This is a genomic window from Microcoleus sp. POL10_C6 (assembly GCF_036701585.1).
GTDB lineage: Bacteria > Cyanobacteriota > Cyanobacteriia > Cyanobacteriales > Microcoleaceae > Microcoleus.
On record NZ_JAUBRB010000036.1, the window covers coordinates 48,119 to 69,095 of the forward strand.

Sequence of the window (20,977 nt, forward strand, 5' to 3'; positions counted from 1 at the left end):
GCATCCAGCCCGCCCTTGGCAAACTTTACACTCCTATGTTAATCGAACGTCTCCAGGCGATCGCCTGGACAAAAAGACCGCGACTCATATCCTTATTTTCTGGTTGCGGCGGCATGGATTTGCCATTCCACCAAGCCGGATTTGAGGTAGTTTGGGCGATCGACTCCAATAACTACGCCTGCAAAACATTCAGCCGAAACATCGCCGATGTCATCGTCAACGACAGCATAGAAAATATAGACATTGCACAAGTTCCCGAAGCAGAAATATGTATAGGAGGGTTCCCCTGTCAAGATTTCTCCCTAATTTGGAAACGTCCCGGACTTGAAGGAACCAGAGGCAATTTATATACATATTTTCTAGATTTTGTCAACAAAAAAAAGCCCAAAGCTTTTGTAGCAGAAAATGTCAAAGGCTTATTAAGTGCAAATAATTACCAAGCAATAAAACAAATAATTTCTGATTTTGAAAGTATAGCTCCGGGCTACTTAGTTAAACCTAAACTCTACAACTTTGCTGATTACGGAGTTCCGCAATTTCGCCAAAGAGTGTTATTAGTTGGCATTCGGATGGATACAGGATTTAACTTTGTGCATCCTCAGCCAGAATACGGTCAAAATCGCAAAAATCCTTATCGAACTGCGGGCGAAGCACTCAAAAATGTGGAAGCAGTTCTTGACAATAACAAACATCATAAAATTCAAGCCCGCACCGTTGAAATTTTAAATCGAATTAAACCGGGAGGCAATTTTTCTGATATTCCCAAGGATAGTCCATACTATGTCAAAGGCATGATCAGTCACGTTTATCGGCGAATTCATCCAGATAAACCATCATCGACAATCATTGCTGGTGGAGGTGGCGGAACTTGGGGTTATCATTATTTAGAACCGCGTTCTTTGACAAATCGTGAAAGGGCAAGATTGCAAACATTTCCCGATGATTTTGTTTTTGAAGGTTCTACGACTGAAGTGCGACGGCAGATTGGCAATGCAGTGCCACCGCAGGGAATTGCTGCTGTTGTTGAGTCTTTGATTCCGCTATTTAAGGGAGATTATCCCCAAGTTGATTTATATGAAATGAGTAAAAAGTTGCAGGGTATGTCAATTCAACAACGATTAAAATGGGCTGAATCCGAGGGATTCGAGCAGAGTTTGCAGTTAATTTGAAATGGGCGGTAGATAGGAAGCTTAAGATTAGCTTGTATTTTGTTTATGATTAAAAAAAATACATCATGAGGGAAAGTCAATGATCAAGTTTGATCTAGGTCACTACACCGATTTTAAATTGCCGAGCAACTCAACTATTCCAGAGCAATTACAGCAAACACTTCAGACGGTTTGGGACAGAAAATATGACGATTTATACGAACGAGGTGGAAAGTCCAATGTAGAAGAAGCCTTTGTTGAAGTAATGACAACCTTTGGAAGGCCTAATGATGCAATATCCCATCAGCGATACGTCTATATGGCTTATGGAATAGCATTAGCCGCTAAACCGACGATTAAACATTACTTTCCTGAAGAACACAAGGCTGATATAGTTCAAGCAATTGTATCTTGTTGGCTGAAGGATGGTTGTGAAATTCCCGAAACTTGGGCAGATACCTTGTTTCCTAATATCAACAAAATTGGAAAATATCAAGCTACTGACGAAGCTTATAATATCTTCTATGGCTTGCTGCAAACACTCAATACAAAAACAGCCTATAATGCCATCTTAGATATTCTGTATGATGCCATTACCGGCGATGCTATTTCTGGTTTTGCTGTGGCCAAACGAGATATGTTTAATTGGTGGTTAATTGAGGTGGTTCCTGCTGCTTATTTTTTAAAGCTGCCATCTACTTTATATTCTGGAAAATGGCAATTTCCGCCACTGAGTCAGTGCGCTTAAGTGATGACAAAAGTAATTGGTACCGCTTAATTAGTTAATAATCATGGGAATCCAGTTATTGACAATTACGCTCGCACTCATTCATACTATAACTAAGCGTTGTAGGAGCTAACTTTAATGTCGGAGCTATTCGCAAGAATCACGGTTAATCCTAGACAGTGCGGCGGTCGCCCTTGCATTCGCGGCATGAGAATTAGGGTATCAGACGTACTGGACTTATTTGTGGCTGGTTTGAGTGCGGAACAAATACTAGAAGAAATGCCCGATCTTGAAGCAGACGATCTGAAAGCATCTCTTTTGTATGCTTCGCGCAAACTCAATCATCCGGTATTGGTTGCATGACAATAATTTGGGTAGATGCACATCTGTCACCGGCGATCGCAACCTGGATTACAAACACATTTGGTGTCACAGCAGTAGGCTTGCGCGAGATTGGCTTGAGAGATGCCGAAGATCCTGAAATTTTTGAGGCATCGAGAGCGCAGGGAGTTATCGTAATGACTAAAGATAGTGACTTTGTTGATTTGGTCGATCGCCTGGGTTCACCGCCACAGATTATTTGGTTGACGTGCGGCAATACATCAAACGCTCGGTTGCGAGAGATTTTGAGTGCAACATTAGCTGAAGCTTTGGAGATATTGAAAGCAGGTGAACCACTGGTGGAGATTAGTGGAAATTAAACTTTTAATCACTAATCAGGAACCATCAAACCCTTCAAAATTCTCCCCTTCTCCTCCTCCCTCAACCCCTTCGACTGCACCAAAACCCCAAAACCCCCCAAACCCATCGGATCGATCAATTGATGCAAAGCCTCCCGGCGCCGCAAAAACGTTGTCACATCCAATACTTCGGCATCATTTGTAGACAGAGAAGCAAGCCGATCGCCCAAACCCAACCCCATCAAAAACAAAGCCTGCTGAGTAAACCCTACCACATCCAAACCGCACAATTCACCCTGCCTTTCCAGCGCCGTAAAATTAACATGAGCCGTTAAATCCTGCCGCCCCACATTAATATAAGGATTATTGTGATATCGGTGCAGAGAATAACACTGTAGCGTCCCCTCCCTGCGCCTCGGATTGTAATAGCGGTGCGCCGGATAACCGTAATCAATAGTTAACAAATATCCCCGCTGCAACTTTTGAGCAACTGTACTCATCCAGTCCAAAGCCGCCAAATTCACCTCACTGCGATAACCATCCCCATAAACACTCGCCGACAAATCGAGTCCCACCAAATCAAAATATTCAGCAATTTTAGGCGTGGAAACTTCGCCCACTACCTCAACAAATTTTATTTGTTCTTGCTCATTTTTGGGTGTTTCGGCGGCAACGTAAATCTCCCTAACTTGCCCTTCTTCCAGAATAAATTGATGCACGGGTAAAGCATCTACTAACTCATTAGAAAAGAAACAACCGACAATTGAGTTATTAACTATCTCATTCCAATTGCACCACTTAACACACTTGATATCGGCTAGAATTTGCCGCTGTTCCGCTTGGAGTCCAGGGGAAACTTCAATAATGATATATTCTAAAATCTGAAAGAAATCGGGATATTGCCGTTGCAGATATTGCAGCACATTTTCGGCACAATTTCCACGCCCAGCGCCCATTTCTACGATCGCGAAATTGAAAGGGCGATCGAGCAATTCCCACATTTCCACAAACTGCTCTGCCAAAACCTCCGCAAAATCAGCACCCCAATGAGACGACGTGATAAAATCGCCTTGTTTGCCGATCGACGGTCGATCGCTATTATAATAACCGTGCTGCGGATGATATAATGCCAAATCCATATATTCAGCAAAAGTAATACGCTGCTGGGGACTGGCGGCAATTTTTTCGCCGATTAAATTGCAGAGTTCCAGGTTGCTGTCATTGATATCTGGTTGCTGAACTTTCATAATTTATCGAATCAAAGTTGATGTTATTTCATTTGTGAAGAAGAGATTTTTTTTATTAACCGCAGAGGGCGCAGAGGGCACAGAGGAAGAGAGCAGAGAGAAATAAGGTACATTTTAGCTACGTTAACAGCAAAATTAATCGATATCTATCCGCGTTTATCTGCGGTTCAAAAAAAATCAACCCGGTTCCCTAAAAAAACCGGGTTAATTTCTTAGATAAAAACCGACAAAACCTACCTGTCAACCGATCCCATAATAATGTCGATACTGCCCAAAATTGCCACCAAATCCGCAATCTTCACGCCGCGAACAATGTGAGGCAAAATCTGCAAATTATTAAAATCCGCAGCCCGAATCTTCCAGCGCCAAGGAAACACACTATCATCCCCGATAATATAAATCCCCAACTCACCCTTGCCGCTTTCAACGCGGACATAATGTTCGCCCTTGGGAATCTTAAAAGTCGGGGCAACTTTTTTGCCAATAAACTGATAGTCAAAACCATTCCATTCCGATTTGGGCCCGCTTTCTAAGCGCTTCGCTTCCAAATTCTCGTAAGGGCCGCCGGGGAGTCCTTTCAAGGCTTGATAGATAATCTTAACCGACTCGCGCATCTCCCGAATCCGTACTAAATACCGGGCTAAACAATCGCCAGCAGCTTCGGTACAAACTTCCCAGTCGAAGTCGTCATAACATTCGTAATGGTCAACTTTCCGCAAATCCCAATTTACGCCGGAACCGCGCAACATAGGGCCGGAAAGTCCCCAGTTAATCGCTTCGTTGCGAGAAATAGTACCCAGCCCTTCAATCCGGCGGCGGAAGATTGGATTGTTGGTAATTAAACGTTCGTATTCGTCAATTTTGGGAACGAAATAATCGCAGAAATCTTGGCACTTATCTACCCAACCGTAGGGCAAATCGGCGGCAACTCCGCCAATGCGGAAATAGTTATTATTCACCATGCGATAACCTGTGGCTGCTTCCCACAAGTCGAGAATTGGTTCGCGATCGCGCATAGTATAGAAAAAAGGAGTTTGCGCGCCCACGTCCGCCAAAAACGGCCCTACCCACATCAAGTGGTTAGCAATCCGGTTCAACTCCAGCATAATTACCCGAATATAACTAGCCCGTCTGGGGACAGCAATATTTGCCAACTTTTCCGGTGCATTCACTGTCACCGCTTCGTTAAACATCCCGGCAGCGTAGTCCCAGCGACTCACGTAGGGCACGTACATCACGTTGGTGCGGTTTTCGGCAATTTTTTCCATCCCCCGGTGCAGATAGCCCAAAACTGGCTCGCAGTCCACCACATCTTCCCCGTCCAGGGTGACAATTAACCGGAGTACCCCGTGCATGGAAGGGTGGTGCGGCCCCATGTTGAGCACCATCGGTTCGGTTCTAGTCTCAATTCTTGACATAATTAAATGAATTAATGATTACTAGCTATTGTTGATTTTTGTTTGGCTTTTATGATTATGAAGGATATCGAGCTCTCTGAGAAGGAGACCCCTGGATCAGATGTCAGTATTGACGCCTATCACGTTCCAGTTTTGGGTCAAGAATTAATTGCGGGTTTGGCTGTGCGTCCAGGCGGACACTATTTGGACGCGACGCTTGGGGGCGGCGGACACACGAGTTTGATTTTAGCGGCGGCGGCTGATGTTACAGTGGTGGCGATCGACCGCGATGAACAAGCCATCCGTTTTTGCCAAGCCCGATTTGCCAACTCGCCCGTTGAGTTTTGGCACGGCAACTTTGCTGAATATCAGTCCGCAGAGGCTGAATTTGATGGTATCATAGCAGACTTGGGCGTCAGCTCTGCTCAGTTCGATACACCGGAACGAGGATTTAGTTTTCGCCACCCAGCTCAACTAGATATGCGTATGAACCAGCAGCAATCTTTGACGGCAGAAGAGATTATCAACCACTGGGAAGAAGTTAAACTAGCAGATATTATTTACAGGTACGGCGAGGAGCGACTGTCGCGGCGCATCGCAAGGCGGATTGTGCAAGGGCGCCCTTTTCAAACTACAACAGAACTTGCAGGGGCGATCGCCTCCAGCTTCCCCCCCAAGCAGCGCAACGGCAGAATCCATCCGGCCACCCGTACTTTCCAAGCTTTAAGGATAGCTGTCAACTCCGAACTCGCTTCTTTAGAAACTTTCCTCAACCAAGCGCCCAGGTGGTTAAAACCAGGTGGGAGAATCGGAATCATTACATTTCACAGTCTCGAAGACCGACCAGTCAAGCACCAACTCAGAGGAACACCCAATTTGCAGGTACTGACAAAAAAGCCGATCGTCCCACAATCCGAAGAAGTCGCTAGAAATCCCCGCTCTCGTTCTGCTAAGCTCAGACTGGCAGAAAGAATAACTTGATTCGGCAGTAGTAATATGCTTGCTGCAAAAAGTTCAGAGATTAAGGAGACTTGCATGCAGCAATCAAGTACGATTCGGCAAAGATGTAGGCAATAGCGCCAACAACCAACCACTAACCCTCCGGGTACAGTGGGGCTTGAAATACAGCCGGTGTTGACCAGACTTAGGTAGCAATACCTGCCTTAGTAGTAAGTGTTAAAATTCACACCGAGGACAGTGCCCAGCTAGTTAAGAACTCTGCAATCAGAGCATTAATTAGCCGTTTTGAATGCTGGTGTGTTTAGAAAAGTACCAACTGCTAACAAGATCATTGCTCGTATCACAGCGTGAAAGCTGACTCGGGAATTTTCCCTATTGAAGCGGCCTACCGAGGCGGGTTACAGTATCGAAAGCCTCTCATCTGTGCGAACAGATGGTGCGAAAGGAATGCTCACCTTGAGGTAAAACGGGTTTCTTTAACTCAACTTGACGTAACTGATATGTTGCATATATCCAGCCCCCCTTTTCCTCCCGCCACCTTGCTGATTACAGCTATGGTGGGGGTTTTCAAGGGGGAAGAAAGATGAGTCGGGGAGATGGAAGCAAGCTGAAACTGATGGTAGTCGATGACGAACCCGACAACTTGGATTTATTGTACCGGACGTTTCGACGCGACTTTCAGGTTTACAAAGCAGATAGCGCCCTCAGCGCCCTGGAAGTTCTAGACGAACAGGGTGAGATGGCGGTGATTATATCTGACCAGCGGATGCCAGAAATGAATGGCACCGAGTTTTTGGGGAAAACAGTCGAGCGATTTCCCGATACGATTCGGATTCTGCTAACGGGATACACCGATGTTGAAGATTTGGTTGAGGCCATCAACTCAGGTCAAGTTTTCAAATACATCACCAAACCGTGGAATCCAGAAGAACTCAAATTGGTGATCAATCAAGCCTCAGATACTTACAAATACTACAAGCAGCGCAGCGTTGCATTGCGCCGCGCTTTACGCAAGGAATCTCTGTTCAATGAGGTAATGAGCGTGATTCGCGGGTCGCTTGATTACTCTAGTATGGTACAAACTATTGTTCAAACCGTAGGTCAAACTTTTGAGGCCAACTATTGTATGCTGCGGCCGGTAGAAGCCGATCGACTATTGCCAAGTACCTTCCCCTACCAATCCCAAACCTCTGAAGCCAGTAGCTTTTCTTTTGATGAAAATTTGCTGGTTCAAGCCGTAGCCAGCCGCCAAACTCAAGTGAACCCAAACAGTGGGGGGGATGGTAACTCGGTTGAGATTGCCGTGCCCCTGACTTACCAGCAAGAATTGCTGGCGGTACTGGCTTTGTGCCAGATTGGCGGCGCTAACCCTTGGTCGGCAGAAGATATAGAGTTAATAGAAGGTGTAGCAGCTCAAGCTGCTCTCGCCCTGTCTCAAGCTAAGCTCTACCAGCGGACTCTGGATTTAGCCAAGCAGATGCAAAACGAGTTGGAAGTGGCTCGCCAAATCCAAACAAACTTGTTGCGCCAAAGTTGGCCGGATTTTGAAACAGTCAGGGTGCAAGCTTGCTGTTATCCCGCGCGGGAAGTTGGCGGCGACTTTTTTGAAGTCTACGTTCACTCTCAGGGGGATATTTGGATAGCGGTGGGAGATGTTTCGGGTAAGGGAGTTCCGGCTGCTCTATTTATGGCCAGCGCGATTTCGGTGATGCGGCGGGAACTTTCCCAAGAAGTTTCTCCAGAGCCCGATCAAGTTATGCAGAACATGAATAGCACTATGTCTGACGACCTGATCGGCAACAACCATTTTATTACAATGGTTGTAGCTCGTTACACTCCGTCAACCGGACACCTCGCCTTTGCTAATGCCGGTCACATTTACCCGATCGTGTGGTCTCACTCGGAGGTGAAAGCTCAAGCCGCTAGCGGTAAAACGCCTGTCGAGCCGAATTTCCTGAAAGCTCGTGGCATTCCCTTGGGGATACTACCAGTTTGGAGAGGCAAAGCAGGTACGATCGAACTAAAGTCAGGAGATGTATTTCTGCTGACGAGTGACGGAATTACTGAAGCTAGCGTGACAAGTAAAGCGGTAGCAGGGGGTGTACCAACCCGTTCTATGCTACAACAAGAAGGGCTTTGGCAACTCTTGATTCAGGAACCTGGTTCTTTCAACTTGGACAATTTGTTGGCTCACATCCGAGCCGATAATCCCGTTCAGGAAGACGACCAAACCATACTCTCTCTGGAGGTTCTTTGAATCTGTCAGCGACTCCCGACGCATAGTCGGGGGTGAGAGCCGAAAAAACTTAAGCCCTGCTTGTTGACGGCCCATAGGGTAGTCCTGCAAAAGACGGCGTTATCGTCAACAGTCAAAAACCACAGTAAAAAACCTAGCCAGCGATGGCGCTGCTAGTTTCCTGAATCGCTTTCCTGGGGGATTAAATACCTGTCAAGGGTTAAGGTAGAAGGCATTCGTCAGAAAAAACCAACGCTTAAAAGCCAAGGATTGAAACACAGATTTTTTATACCTCGCTGCTTGCAGTCTCGGTATAATTATCAATTGTTAATGGGTTTTAAGCCCATAACAAAAATTTTCAACTATACTCTTAACTTCTGCCTTCTACCGACTGACGAATGCCTGATTTTTAAACAGAAAAGGCTAGTATCCCCCGAGTAGCGACAAGTATTGAGGCCGAATCCATTCGGCGCGTCGTGTTTCATACCTGGTGTGAAGACACAGGGGTTTTCAAACTTACGGGATTTTTTTATGAATACTGAGCTTCATGTGCCAAGCGACTTGCGGTTTTTAACAATTGTTGAAAACTGGTTGCTGAGCAGTTTGGAAGTAGAGCTAGGAGAGCACGTCGATTGGCCACGTCAGTCGAATCGTTTGCGCTTGGTGTTAGCAGAAGCCTATTCTAACGTGATCCGCCATGCTCACAAAGATCAACCCAATTTGCCCGTGTTAATTCGCTTGAATTTAAAAAATAGGGATATTGGTTTAGAAATTTGGGATTACGGTAAAGGTTACGAAATGGATACTTACAATCCCCCGAGGCCGGAAGCTAAACAGGAAAGCGGCTACGGCTGGCTGATTATGAGTAGACTTATGGATCGGGTGGACTACACTTTGCAAATAGACGGTCGCAACTGTCTAAAGTTGGAAGCGAGTTTGCCGGAAAAATCTTAATTAGTCATTAGTCATTAATGATTGGCAATGCACTTTTAGACTCGCTTTGGCTGTCTGTCGCACGCGCTGCGGTGACAGCCAATTTTCCGTGCAGTAGCGTCAGCCCAAGGCGAGACTGTAAGATTGTAGGGGTACAGTCCCGATCGCACAAATACCGCAGAAACGGGATTTTTCTACCGTGAGTGGCACTTTACCAAAGATTTGGAAAAAACCCGGTTTCTGCCTGATTCTGGCGATAAAGAGCCGATTAACCTGGCGATCGCACGACTTTAGCTATTACGTGCGATCGACAGGTCAAACCCAAATAGGCAATTTAAATCTGAAACAGATTATCAAACAGCTTATTTCTTATGTGACCGCAGATTTAGCAATTCTTGGGGAGAAGCTAACAGTTTGACCGTAACAGAAAGGATTTTTTGGTCAGAATTGAGCAAGAACAGCCATCCGACATTAACACCAAAGGCGGAAGTTTGCACCCGGCCGCTGACCTGAACTTCCACATTGCCATCTTCTAAAATTTTGCTGACACCTTTCTGGGGTTCTAGCTGCATTCCTCGTGCTTCTTTTTTTAGATAAGTGGCGATCGCAATCCTGCCGATAATTGGATCTTCAAACGGCGCGTGCAGAACCCCATCATCGGCAAACAAATTAGCCGTCGCTTCAAAATCCCCCGCGTTTAAAGTTTCAAAATATTGCAGTATCCCTGGCATTGTGATGCCTGCAATCTTTATAGAGTTAGTTAAAATAGGTCGAGTTGTTGCGGTCATAAAACAAGTGATTTCAAATGAATGATTATACTGTAATCATTCTCTTTGTCGCAGCAAATCCCTCAAAAGATATAAGTAGGGGTAGGAAAATAATTCTCCGACAAAAGGAGGAATCGGGAACCGGAGAGCGTCGATCGCAGATTTCAGAGCGCTCGACCAAAATCAATCCTACTTTCAAAAAATACAAGTGTAGCCAAGCTGTAAACCCTGATACAATCAGTCATTTTTCATCCTTCAATTCTTGAATCTAAAATTTAAAATCTAAAATCTAAAATGATAGAAACCCAGATGCCTTCAGGTGTCTGGGTTTCTGGCCAAGTCTGTTTGACAGACCGAACCCGAATATTCTATTTACGCATCAGATTGAGCAATTCTTTAGGAGATGCCAACAAGTCGATCGCCACAAAGAAAATTTGACCTTGGGGATCGAGCAAAAACCGCCACGCGATGTTCATACCCACATTCGATCCGAACCAGGGAGTTTCGACTTTGCCAGTGACTTTCACTTGGCGGTAGCCATCTTCTGCGGGTTCCGATACGCCTCGCTCGGGCATCATTTTCAGTCCGATGCACTCTTCGCGCATATAGTTGAGGATAGCGTCGCGACCAACGATCGGCTTTTGGAAAGGTGGTTGCAGGGCACCTTCTTCAGCAAATAAACCGACGGCTGGGGTGAAGTCGAAGGCGTTCATGTAGTCGATGTAGCTGAGCACAGTTTGCTCGCTAATACCCTCAATTGTGGTTTTTACCCGCTCTTCTGGAGCGGTGGGAGTGCTGCGGGGGGCAGAGCGTTTGGCGTACTCTTGGTTAAAAGCAGGGTCATAGCCCATGTTAACTACTGTGTTGCGAAGTACGGTAATTTGTTGACCCGGATCGAGTTTTTTGATGGTTTCGAGAACTTGGGTGGCTTCGGGAGACATTTGATAGCCAGCGGGGATCGGAGCGACAAGGCCCTGTTTCATCAACTGTCCCAACTCGTACCAGAAACCGAGTTTGGTATTGACGCGCAAAGAAGTGTAAATCCGGCCAATTGTTGTGTCGGCGTTGCTGGCTAGGTCAAACATGGTTTTGCTTTGAGCAGCCGGCGACATTTGCTTGATTTCGCTCAGAATGCCTTCGACAAGCGCCATGCTTGCTACTCCCGGTGCTGCTGCGGTAATGGAAACGCCCATTTCGGTGTAGGCATACCAGAGCAGTGCGAGTTGGTCTTCAACGCTGAGTTTGTAGAACGCTTCCGTGGTAGCCGGAACAACGCTAGCGATCTCGGTGTTGGAAAAAATAGATTGAGCTGATTGAATACTAACTGCCATATGTATGCTGTGGGATTCGCTGTCGGTTTTACTTGCGTACTTGAATTAGCGAATCGAATTCTCCCTAAATTAAATTATGTAACATTTTTGACATTTTGGAGTTCAAACTTATAAATATAAAGATTGTAAAAGAATTATCAATACTGTCCCAAAATTACTCTTAAAACTACTAGACTTATGGCACAAATTGTGCATTGGTTTCTTATGATGAAAAAATCAATTAATAGCGATCGCATTAAGCAAAAAGCCCTTGAGTTGGGATTTCACAAAGTGGGGATAGCCTCAACAGACGCGGATTTTGATTTAGAAAAACAAAGATTGCAAGCTTGGCTGGACAAGGGTTATCAGGCGGATATGGCATGGATGGCAAACCCGAAACGGCAGGATATTCGATTAATAATGCCAGAGGTGCAGTCATTAATATGTGTCGCCATCAACTACTACACGCCCCACCAACGCCCCGAAAATCCCCTGCGCGAGGGGGGGGACGATGCAGCGGTTGAATATGCTAAAATCTCTCGCTACGGTTGGGGGCGGGATTACCATAGAATGTTGCACAAAAAACTGAAGGTTTTGGCAAATTGGGTGCGATCGCAAGGCGAGGGAATTGAAGCGCGGTATTATGCTGATACCGGACCGGTTCAGGATAAAATGTGGGCGCAGCGTGCCGGGATTGGCTGGATTGCCAAAAATGGTAATGTAATTTCGCGCGAATACGGTTCTTGGGTGTTTTTGGGCGAAATCTTGACTAATTTGGAGTTAGCGTCGGATGAGTCTCATACGGAACATTGCGGTACTTGTACTCGCTGCATTGAGGCGTGCCCGACGGGAGCAATTACTGAGCCTTTTGTGGTGAATGCCGATCTATGTATAGCCTATCACACGATCGAGAATCGAGCCGAAAAATTGCCCGACGAAATTGCATCTAATTTACAAGGTTGGGTAGCAGGTTGCGACATTTGTCAGGATGTTTGTCCTTGGAATCAACGATTTGCTAAACCAACTGATTTGGCAGAGTTTGAGCCTTATCCTGAAAATATAGCACCGACACTTGCAGAATTAGCCGGCATTTCCGACGAGGAATGGAACCGCAGATTTACAGCTTCGGCGCTGCGGCGCATTAAACCGGAAATGCTGCGGCGAAATGCCAAAGCCAATCAAATTAACCCTTAAAATTTGAGATGTTCGTCAGGGTGCTTAGGGGCCACATTATAGATAATAAACCTAGGGTATGTACGGAGCGCCAATAGTCAATACATTATGCAGTAAGTCATTCCCCATCTAAAATCTAAAATCTAAAATCTAAAATTGTATGATCCCCGGTTCCTTATTTGCTATTGTCCCATGACCAAAGTAATTATTTTTGATTTTGACGGTACTTTAGCAGATACAATCGATATTCTTCTGAGCATCACCAACCGTTTGTCAGTAGAATTGGGCTTTAAGTCTGCGACCAAGGAGCAAATCGCTCAACTGAGCAATTTAACTTCTTGGCAACTCCTTCAGTATTCTGGCATTTCTATCTTCAAATTCCCGCTGTTGATTAGAATGTTGAAAGCAGAGTTACGCAGCGAAATTCCCAACATTCAATTATTTCCGGGAATTAAAGAAGTTTTGCTGGAGTTAAAAAAACTGGGATTTCAACTGGGCATTATCACATCTAATTCCAGAGAAAACGTCTTGGCATCGCTGGAAAAAAACGGTTTGCAAGACACTTTCACATTTATTTACTCTGGTTCAACTTTTGGCAAACATAAAGTTATTAATAGCTGGCTAAAAAGAGAAAATATAAATGCTAAAGAAGTTGTTTATGTGGGAGATGAGATTAGAGATATAGAAGCTGCTCGAAAAACAGGAATTAAGGTAATGGCTGTAGCTTGGGGTTTTAATTCTCAGGAGGCTTTGGCTGCACACAATCCCGATTTTTTGATTAAACGCCCCCAGGAATTGATAGAGATTATGAGTAATTTGCGGGAAGTGTAAACTGAAATTGCCAAAAGTAAGACTCCTCGGTTGAAATCAATTCTACACAAACTCTCGTTCCAGCAGAGAGGAACTAAAGAATAAAAGGGGTATTAAAGCCTGATTTGTTATCAGCTATAGTTTCTATTATCCTCTGTAAAATTAAAATATCTTAATCTCCTTCGCCCCGTTTTAGTGCTGCTAAAACTGCTTGCTGGCTAACTGCTTGGTAGATTTTGCTAAAATGTTGCTTGAGTGCGTCAGATGCGGGCGAGGATTTACTAGCGCTTCCTTTTCCGTCGGTGGCGATGGGAATTGGGCCTAAGATATCTAATACTGTTTCGCTGCTGGGTGGGGGTACAATAACTACTAAAGATGATTCTAGCTGCTGATTGTATTCCCAAAAGCGATCGACCTTTGGTAATTTAGAATTCGCTGTGGGGGCATTTTCGCCGGAGTTGAGTTGAGAATTTTCCTCTCCTTGCGTACCGCGTCTTTGACGAAGTGCTGTCAAAATTTGCTCTTTGGTTCTTCCCCGCAATTGAAAGAGTACGAAGGGGTCTTCGCTGAAGCGATCGCCCAATAAGTAGTATACTGCACTGATGTGTTTGCAAGGGTTTTTGGGGTCAGGACAGCTACAGCGCGATCGAATATCAGATAAACTTAACGGAAATAGCGTTTTGCCCGCTGCTGCAAAGACATCTTCAATATTGTGCGGCATTTCTCCTGCTAAGAGTTTAGCTGAAAAAACTGCTCTTTGCGACATATTTTCAATCACGTAATCCCAATCTTCATCGCTCAATGTGTCGAGTCCTAAAGAAACTTGATAGGGTTTGGGATCGGTTCCTTGAACTACGGCAATTACTTCTTGGTTAGGGAATTTAATGCTGAGAACTTTACCTTCGCGCGCATATTGCCAGCCACGTTCTAAGCGCTTTTTGAAGCGATAGGTGTTGATTAAATCTAACCACTGTTGTGTCCACCATTCTCTGTCAATCATAAGCCGAAGGAAGAAGGAAGAAGGAAGAAGGAAGAAGGAAGAAGGAAGAAGGAAGAAAGCTTTAGTTATCTATGAGAGTCAGAAATCGAGTCTTTTAGTAAAAAACTGGACTATAACTTTTAATCCTGGTAGAAAACCCGGTTTCTTTGGTCAGAGTGTATAATTACTCTGATTTTTGACAACTAAAGTCCTCACTAGAAATCGAAGAAAATTAAATACATTATTCTTCTTCGCTTTCTATAATAGCATTGCGATCGAGGATTAGTAAATTCCGAAGTTGGTCTGTATCTAGCTCGGTGAGCCAGTTTTCGCCGGCGCTGACTACTTGTTCGGCTAGAGCTTTCTTACTTTCGATCATATCGTGTATTTTCTCCTCTAACGTACCTGTGCAGACAAATTTGTGGACTTGCACGTTGCGAGTTTGACCGATGCGAAATACGCGATCAGTTGCCTGATTTTCTACTGCTGGATTCCACCATCTGTCATAGTGGAAAACGTGGGTTGCTCTGGTTAAGTTCAAACCTGTGCCGCCAGCTTTTAAAGATAAAATCATAATCGGCGGGCCTTGGGGGTCGTGCTGGAAGCGATCGATCATTTCTTCCCGCTGCTGTTGCCTAATTCCTCCGTACAAAAACAAAACTTCTCGCCCTAAATGCTTTTCTAGATGCGGTTTCAGGAGTTTTCCCCATTCCGCAAATTGAGTAAAAATTAAAGCCCGATCGCCCTCAGCGATCACCTCTTCTAACATTTCCACCAACCGCTGCAATTTCCCCGATTCCTGACTCTTAATCTCAAATTCTTTCGGCTTAGCTTCTGCTTTCACAAGAGCCGGATGGTTGCAAAGCTGCTTGAGTTTTACCAGCAAAGCCAGAATCATTCCCCGCCGCTGAATACCTTCGGCTGATTCTAATTCCGCTATTGACTCTTCGACTATTTTCTGATATAAGACCGCCTGTTGACCCGCCAGCCCACAAAATACAGTCATTTCCTGTTTTTCGGGCAAATCTTGGATGATTTCTTTGTCAGTTTTCAAGCGGCGGAGGATGAAAGGCCGAACGAGCGATCGCAAAGTCTGCAAAGATTCCCTATCTCCGTATTTCTCGATCGGAATTGCAAATCGGCGCTGAAAGAAATTGCGCGGCCCCAAATAGCCAGGATTGAGAAACTCCAAAATAGACCACAATTCTTGCAGTCTATTTTCCACCGGAGTTCCCGTCAGCGCAATTCTAAAAGATGCCTCGATTTGCCGCACCGCTTGCGACTGCTTAGCCTCAGAATTTTTAATATTTTGCGCTTCATCCAAAACCAATCCTTGCCATTTAATGCCTTGAAATTCCTTCGCATCCCGAAATACCAGCGCGTAACTTGTAATGATTAAATCCTTTCCCTTAATTGCCGTCGCAAATGCTTTGCCTTTAGCGCGTTTGTCTCCGTGGTGAACTAACACTTTCAGCGTCGGGCCAAATTTCTTGACTTCCCGCTCCCAATTACCTAATAATGATGTTGGACAAACCAGTAATGTCGGCGCCTCTAGGGCATTTTGTTCTTGTAAGTGCAGGAGGAAAGTAATTAACTCGATCGACTTTCCCAATCCCATATCGTCCGCGAGACAAGCACCCAAACCCCAACGTTCTAAGAATGCTAACCAGCCTGCTCCTAGGGCTTGATAAGGCCGCAATTGTCCTCGGAAACTAGCCGGAGTTGCGATCGCACTTACCGCTTGATTATCGCTCAAAGTATTCAACAATTCCTGAAGTTGACCAGTGGCCTCAAAATTCACCACAGGCAATTTCTCGATCATCTGAGTATCGCCCGACGCCAAACGCAAAGCATCCTCCAAAGAAAGAGTCATTTGCTCTTTGCGGCTGGCAAAAAAAGTTTGAGCCGCTTTCACATCTGGCGCGCGCAACTCCACCCACTCACCGTTAATTTCCACCAAAGGCGAATTCAACGAAGTCAATCTGTCAAATTCTGCCTTAGAAATGCGCTGTCCGCCGATCGTCAATTCCCACTTAAAATTTAGCAGACTTTGCAATCCCAGCCCACCTTTCGCCGGAGTCACTTTCGGAGTTTCCGCTTGAATGCTCAAACCCAAACGACTCGCCCAACCATCCGTCTTTGTCAAACTCGGCGGCAAAACTACGCCCAACCCGCTATCAGCAAACCGCCAAGCTACAGACTTAATAAACTCGTATGCTTGCAGCGGATTTAATTGGCAAGATTGAGGCCGCTGTGCTTGCAAACTCGGTTCAATTAACGGATAAAGTTTCGAGGCTAAACCCAAGCCGCTGAGCAAAGTTTCTTGAGGTAATTCTATTGTCCGCCCCGCATAAGCCAAACGCTCGACTGAGTTGTTCCAAACAGTTGTCGCGTCAACCAAAAATTCGGTTTCATCTGCTGCTTGCAAGCAATAATTTAAATTCCAGTTGGCTTTACCGGGCGCTGGTGGTATGAGTTGAAAGCAAGTGCGAAATTGACTTTGTTGAGATAATTGGTTTTGCAGCGGTGCAGTCCAAGCACTAAGCTTGGTTGCCAAGTTTTCCAATGCTGCTGTTTCTACTTGCACAATCCCAGATTCCTGCTGCAAAGCTTGCAGCCAGTCGCGCACAGGAGAAACTGCTTTGATGTCTAAAGTAGAGCTACCAGCCGTTAGCGCAGCCCTCGAAGAGGATCGCACTTGACTATCTACAATACTACTCAAAAAGCCTAACACCAATTCCTCCGCCCCCATAGGCAAATCCACCGCTAAAGGCAATTGACTGGATTCTTCTTCCTTTTCCCCTCTTCCTTCTGCTTTTTCCCCTCTTCCTTCTGCTTTTTCCCCTCTTCCTTCTTCCTTCTTCCCTCTTCCTTCTTCCTTCTTCTGATATGTTCTGCAAGCCGTCGGCATTTGCTTGACAAAAGTGGCGAGGCGGAGTGTATCTGTAGAACTATCTAACAGCGGTTGCCATTTGGCAATAGCAGAACCGTCGGACTGTTTCTCCAATCCAGGCAAAAATTTGCATCTTGCCAACAAATCCAAACTCCACCTAGCAACATGAGACCAAAAACGCAAATCTGAGCCAACAAAAGAGTCGGGTTCCGTGCTGTTAAGCGGTAATGATTGCAAGAAAACAAAAGCTGCTTGAGGGTTGAGACAAAAACCCTCGACTTGCCAGGGATAAAGGTAAATATCCTCGGTTTTTGCCGGTTCCTCAAGTGCTGCTGCTGAGTGCTGCGGCATCAGAGTTGCGTTCGATTCTGAGATTTGGGTGGGAAGTGCGATCGCCCGAATTTCCCTTTTAATTGAGGAGTTGGGTGGGCTAATTTCTGCTGCGTTTTGAGTTTTGGGCGATCGCCGAGTTTTTTTGCTTTTTTCCGGTGGAGTTTCGGCGGTTTCCGGTAATTGCCAATCCAGTTTTCCCGACTGCCGCAAGGAATTTAGGAAAGTCTTAAATTCCGATTCGGTCATTGCTAAGGGATGCGGTAGATTTATCCCCGATTCTATGGTGTCAATTGTCCCGATTTTTCGCCACGTTTCTCCCCAAATAAATAAGCCAGTTTTTTCATTCTCTAGTACCCAACTGCCGTGTAAAATTGCCATTTTTTAAATCCTGATATTTTTATTTAAGTGGGATGTTGACTACTACATTTATATGGATTTATGAAAATTTTATTTAAAACAAACCGAGGATATTTTAAGCCTGATAGGAATTAGGTAGAACCTGTATATTTACGTACTTATGGCACACCTTACGGCTTATTCCCTAACTTAAATAACTAAATCCCTGTTCCTTCTTCCTTCAACGTCCCAATTCCCAAACGAAAATTCATAGTACCATCTATTTCAGGCGTTTAGCGGACGATCGACCGGAGAATCGAGCCCAGACTGCAAAAAATAATTATCGAGTATAAATGCTTACAATTGAGGCGGGGACAGTCGATCGCGAGGCGATTATCCCTGTCTTTTGGCGTCGGACTCTCAAACATCCTGTGGTAATGTTACGATCCCGACAGAGAAAGAATGTGGTAGATAAGGAAGCAGTGCTACATGGTAGAGATAGACAAGTCAATATCCTTCGATGGACGGGATATTAGACTGAAGATTGGTTTACTAGCGCCTCAAGCAGGCGGTGCAGTTTTGATTCAGTCGGGTGACACGGCGGTTTTGGTGACAGCGACTCGATCGCAGGGGAGAGAGGGAATTGATTTCCTGCCCCTGTTGGTGGATTACGAAGAGAGACTCTACGCTGGCGGTAAAATTCCCGGTGGATTTTTGCGCCGGGAAGGGCGTCCCCCAGAAAAAGTGACTCTGACGGGTCGTTTGATCGATCGACCCCTGCGTCCCCTATTTCCAAGCTGGCTGCGAGATGACATCCAAGTTGTAGCCACAACGGTTTCGATGGACGAACAAGTGCCGCCGGACGTTTTGGCGGTGACTGGCGCTTCCGTAGCGATACTGCTGGCGAAAATGCCATTTTACGGGCCGATGGCCGCGGTGCGAGTCGGTTTGGTAGGAGATGATTTCATCATCAACCCAACCTACAGCGAAATCAGAGAAGGCGAGTTGGATCTCGTGGTAGCTGGTTCTCCTGACGGAGTAATCATGGTAGAAGCCGGCGCCAACCAGTTGCCCGAACAGGATATCATTGAGGCGATCGACTTCGGCTATGAAGCAGCCTGTGACTTGATTCAAGCCCAGCGCGAAATTATGGCCGAATTGGGCATCGATTTGGTGGTAGAGGAACGGCCATCGCAAGATTCGGCCCTGGAAACCTTCATTCGCGATCGCGCCCAAGAACCCATCCGCATCATTTTGTCAAGATTTGAAAAAGACAAAACAATACGGAATGCAGCATTGGACGAAGTTAAGGCAAATGCAGTCGAAGCTGCGATCGCCGAACTTGCCGAAGACGATCCGGTAAAACTAGCCGCCAGCGCCAACAGCAAGGCGATCGGCAACGTTTTCAAAGACGTTACCAAAAAAATGATGCGGAAGCAGATCCTCGAAGATGGCATCCGCGTAGACGGTCGCAAGCTAGACGAGGTGCGACCCGTTTCTTGTCGCGTAGGCGTGCTGCCGTCGCGAGTACACGGCTGTGCGTTGTTTAATCGGGGGTTAACCCAAGTCTTGTCCGCAGCTACCCTGGGAACCCCAGGCGACGCCCAAGACTTAGGAGACGACTTGCACCCGCAGCAAGACAAACGCTACCTGCATCACTACAATTTCCCGCCGTTTTCGGTAGGAGAAACCAAGCCGATGCGATCGCCCGGCCGCCGAGAAATCGGTCACGGAGCCCTCGCAGAACGCGCTTTACTGCCCGTGTTGCCATCCAAAGAAGATTTCCCCTACGTGATTCGCGTAGTTTCCGAAATCCTTTCTTCCGACGGTTCCACCTCAATGGGTTCAGTTTGCGCCTCAACGCTAGCATTAATGGATGCAGGCGTTCCCCTTTCCCAACCCGTCAGCGGCGCGGCAATGGGCTTAATTAAAGAAGGCGATGAAGTCCGAATTTTGACTGACATTCAGGCAATTGAAGACTTTTTAGGCGACATGGACTTTAAAGTAGCCGGTACCGACACCGGGATTACTGCTTTGCAGATGGACATGAAAATCAAAGGTTTGCCCTTAGATGTGATTGCCACCGCCATCCGCCAAGCAAAACCAGCCAGACTGCACATTTTAGAAAGAATGCTGGCAACCATCGACACTCCCCGCAAGGAAATGTCGCCGTTTGCACCGCGTTTGCTAACCCTGAAAATCGATCCGGAATTTATCGGTTTGGTAATTGGACCAGGTGGCAAAACGATCAAAGCCATCACCGAAGAAACCGGTGTCAAAATTGACATTGAAGACGACGGAACCGTGACAATTGCTGGCAACGACAGCGAAAAAGCTCAGCGGGCTTACAACATTGTCCAAGGCATGACGCGCAAGTTGAATGCAGGAGATGTGTATGTCGGCCGCGTAACTCGAATTATTCCGATCGGCGCTTTTGTGGAAATTTTGCCCGGAAAAGAAGGAATGATTCACATTTCGCAGTTAGCGGACTACCGCGTTGGCAAAGTGGAAGACGAGTTAGCTGTGAACGACGAAGTGATTGTCAAAGTGCGAGAAATTGACAATAAAGGTCGAATTAATTTGACCCGCTTGAATATTCATCCCGACGAAGCGGTAGCCGCCCGCGAAGCGCTGAATAAATAGTTGAGAGTTGGTAATTGGTAATTGCTTTTAGAGTAATTGCTAATTGCTAATTGCTAACTCGTGATTAGTGATTTTTAATTGCTAATTGAGATGAAATCTGATTGTTTCAGATTGATTTGGGAGTAGGTGCGCGACAGCGACAGATCGACAAAAGTGCGATCGGCTGTAGAAGTTAATAAAGTCGCGCACTTTACCCTCGGCGGTTGCTATAAATAAACTTTCAAATTATTCATCTCTCTCCCCTCTTTCTCAGCGCCCTCAGCGCCCTCTGCGGTTAAATCACTCATAAATATTAAAAAAAACAAACTATCCAGAAACCAGACTTATTTAGGGCTTGCTGAATATATCGAGCGCATATTACGTGGGCTGGGTTAAGAGAGCGTGCGATCGAGAGTAAAGTGCAAG

General features: G+C 45.8%; 16 protein-coding genes. 10 read left to right on the forward strand and 6 right to left on the reverse strand.

Going from position 1 to position 20,977, the window contains the following annotated elements:
- The first annotated feature begins 35 nt into the window (after nucleotides 1-35).
- From QUA34_RS19675 to QUA34_RS19690, 4 genes are all read left to right on the forward strand, one after another.
- On the forward strand, nucleotides 36-1,169 hold the full coding sequence (locus QUA34_RS19675; RefSeq protein WP_333388968.1) for a DNA cytosine methyltransferase: 1,134 nt from the start codon (nucleotides 36-38) through the stop codon (nucleotides 1,167-1,169).
- A gap of 79 nt (nucleotides 1,170-1,248) precedes the next feature.
- Complete coding sequence (locus tag QUA34_RS19680; protein ID WP_333388969.1) at nucleotides 1,249-1,896, forward strand: hypothetical protein; 648 nt, start codon at nucleotides 1,249-1,251, stop codon at nucleotides 1,894-1,896.
- Between the two features lie 117 nt (nucleotides 1,897-2,013).
- Nucleotides 2,014-2,238 carry a DUF433 domain-containing protein gene (locus QUA34_RS19685; protein ID WP_333137150.1) on the forward strand — a complete coding sequence of 75 codons (225 nt, stop codon included), beginning with the start codon at nucleotides 2,014-2,016 and terminating at the stop codon, nucleotides 2,236-2,238.
- Nucleotides 2,235-2,576 (forward strand): DUF5615 family PIN-like protein, encoded by a 342-nt coding sequence (locus QUA34_RS19690; RefSeq protein ID WP_333234401.1) that lies wholly within the window; start codon nucleotides 2,235-2,237, stop codon nucleotides 2,574-2,576. The genes QUA34_RS19685 and QUA34_RS19690 overlap by 4 nt, the downstream gene beginning before the upstream one ends.
- An 11-nt stretch (nucleotides 2,577-2,587) precedes the next feature.
- Here QUA34_RS19690 and QUA34_RS19695 read toward each other — a convergent pair whose 3' ends face one another.
- Both QUA34_RS19695 and QUA34_RS19700 read right to left on the reverse strand, forming a co-directional pair.
- The gene (locus tag QUA34_RS19695) at nucleotides 2,588-3,802 is read right to left on the reverse strand and encodes a class I SAM-dependent methyltransferase (RefSeq protein WP_333388970.1); all 1,215 of its coding nucleotides are present in this window, start codon (nucleotides 3,800-3,802) and stop codon (nucleotides 2,588-2,590) included.
- Between the two features lie 233 nt (nucleotides 3,803-4,035).
- Nucleotides 4,036-5,220, reverse strand: a complete 1,185-nt coding sequence (locus QUA34_RS19700; protein WP_333324118.1) for an NAD(P)H-quinone oxidoreductase subunit H — start codon at nucleotides 5,218-5,220, stop codon at nucleotides 4,036-4,038.
- 57 nt (nucleotides 5,221-5,277) lie between these two features.
- Here QUA34_RS19700 and rsmH point away from each other — a divergent pair, with 57 nt between their 5' ends.
- The 3 genes from rsmH to QUA34_RS19715 all read left to right on the forward strand — a co-directional run bounded on the left by rsmH (nucleotide 5,278) and on the right by QUA34_RS19715 (nucleotide 9,349).
- Complete coding sequence (rsmH, locus tag QUA34_RS19705) at nucleotides 5,278-6,180, forward strand: 16S rRNA (cytosine(1402)-N(4))-methyltransferase RsmH (RefSeq protein WP_333388971.1); 903 nt, start codon at nucleotides 5,278-5,280, stop codon at nucleotides 6,178-6,180.
- Between the two features lie 562 nt (nucleotides 6,181-6,742).
- Entirely contained in the window at nucleotides 6,743-8,416 is a 1,674-nt protein-coding gene (locus QUA34_RS19710; RefSeq protein WP_333388972.1) for a SpoIIE family protein phosphatase, read from the forward strand.
- A gap of 510 nt (nucleotides 8,417-8,926) precedes the next feature.
- A complete protein-coding gene (locus QUA34_RS19715) occupies nucleotides 8,927-9,349 on the forward strand; it encodes an ATP-binding protein (RefSeq protein WP_006633914.1) in 423 nt (140 codons plus the stop codon).
- A gap of 341 nt (nucleotides 9,350-9,690) precedes the next feature.
- Here QUA34_RS19715 and QUA34_RS19720 read toward each other — a convergent pair whose 3' ends face one another.
- Nucleotides 9,691-10,116, reverse strand: coding sequence for a nuclear transport factor 2 family protein (locus QUA34_RS19720; RefSeq protein WP_333324123.1), 426 nt, complete (start codon nucleotides 10,114-10,116; stop codon nucleotides 9,691-9,693).
- A 347-nt stretch (nucleotides 10,117-10,463) separates the two neighbouring features.
- On the reverse strand, nucleotides 10,464-11,426 hold the full coding sequence (locus QUA34_RS19725) for an orange carotenoid protein N-terminal domain-containing protein (RefSeq protein WP_333388973.1): 963 nt from the start codon (nucleotides 11,424-11,426) through the stop codon (nucleotides 10,464-10,466).
- 207 nt (nucleotides 11,427-11,633) lie between these two features.
- Between QUA34_RS19725 and queG the strand changes: the two genes are divergently transcribed.
- Together queG and QUA34_RS19735 are read left to right on the forward strand one after the other, a co-directional pair.
- The gene (gene queG, locus QUA34_RS19730) at nucleotides 11,634-12,599 is read left to right on the forward strand and encodes a tRNA epoxyqueuosine(34) reductase QueG (RefSeq protein WP_333388978.1); all 966 of its coding nucleotides are present in this window, start codon (nucleotides 11,634-11,636) and stop codon (nucleotides 12,597-12,599) included.
- A gap of 171 nt (nucleotides 12,600-12,770) precedes the next feature.
- Entirely contained in the window at nucleotides 12,771-13,409 is a 639-nt protein-coding gene (locus QUA34_RS19735) for an HAD-IA family hydrolase (RefSeq protein ID WP_333388974.1), read from the forward strand.
- 151 nt (nucleotides 13,410-13,560) lie between these two features.
- Here QUA34_RS19735 and QUA34_RS19740 read toward each other — a convergent pair whose 3' ends face one another.
- Nucleotides 13,561-14,388, reverse strand: coding sequence for an SWIM zinc finger family protein (locus QUA34_RS19740; protein ID WP_333324128.1), 828 nt, complete (start codon nucleotides 14,386-14,388; stop codon nucleotides 13,561-13,563).
- A 220-nt stretch (nucleotides 14,389-14,608) separates the two neighbouring features.
- Entirely contained in the window at nucleotides 14,609-17,971 is a 3,363-nt protein-coding gene (locus QUA34_RS19745; RefSeq protein WP_333388975.1) for a DEAD/DEAH box helicase, read from the reverse strand.
- A 447-nt stretch (nucleotides 17,972-18,418) separates the two neighbouring features.
- Here QUA34_RS19745 and QUA34_RS19750 point away from each other — a divergent pair, with 447 nt between their 5' ends.
- Complete coding sequence (locus QUA34_RS19750) at nucleotides 18,419-20,572, forward strand: polyribonucleotide nucleotidyltransferase (protein WP_333388976.1); 2,154 nt, start codon at nucleotides 18,419-18,421, stop codon at nucleotides 20,570-20,572.
- Nucleotides 20,573-20,977: the final 405 nt, after the last annotated feature.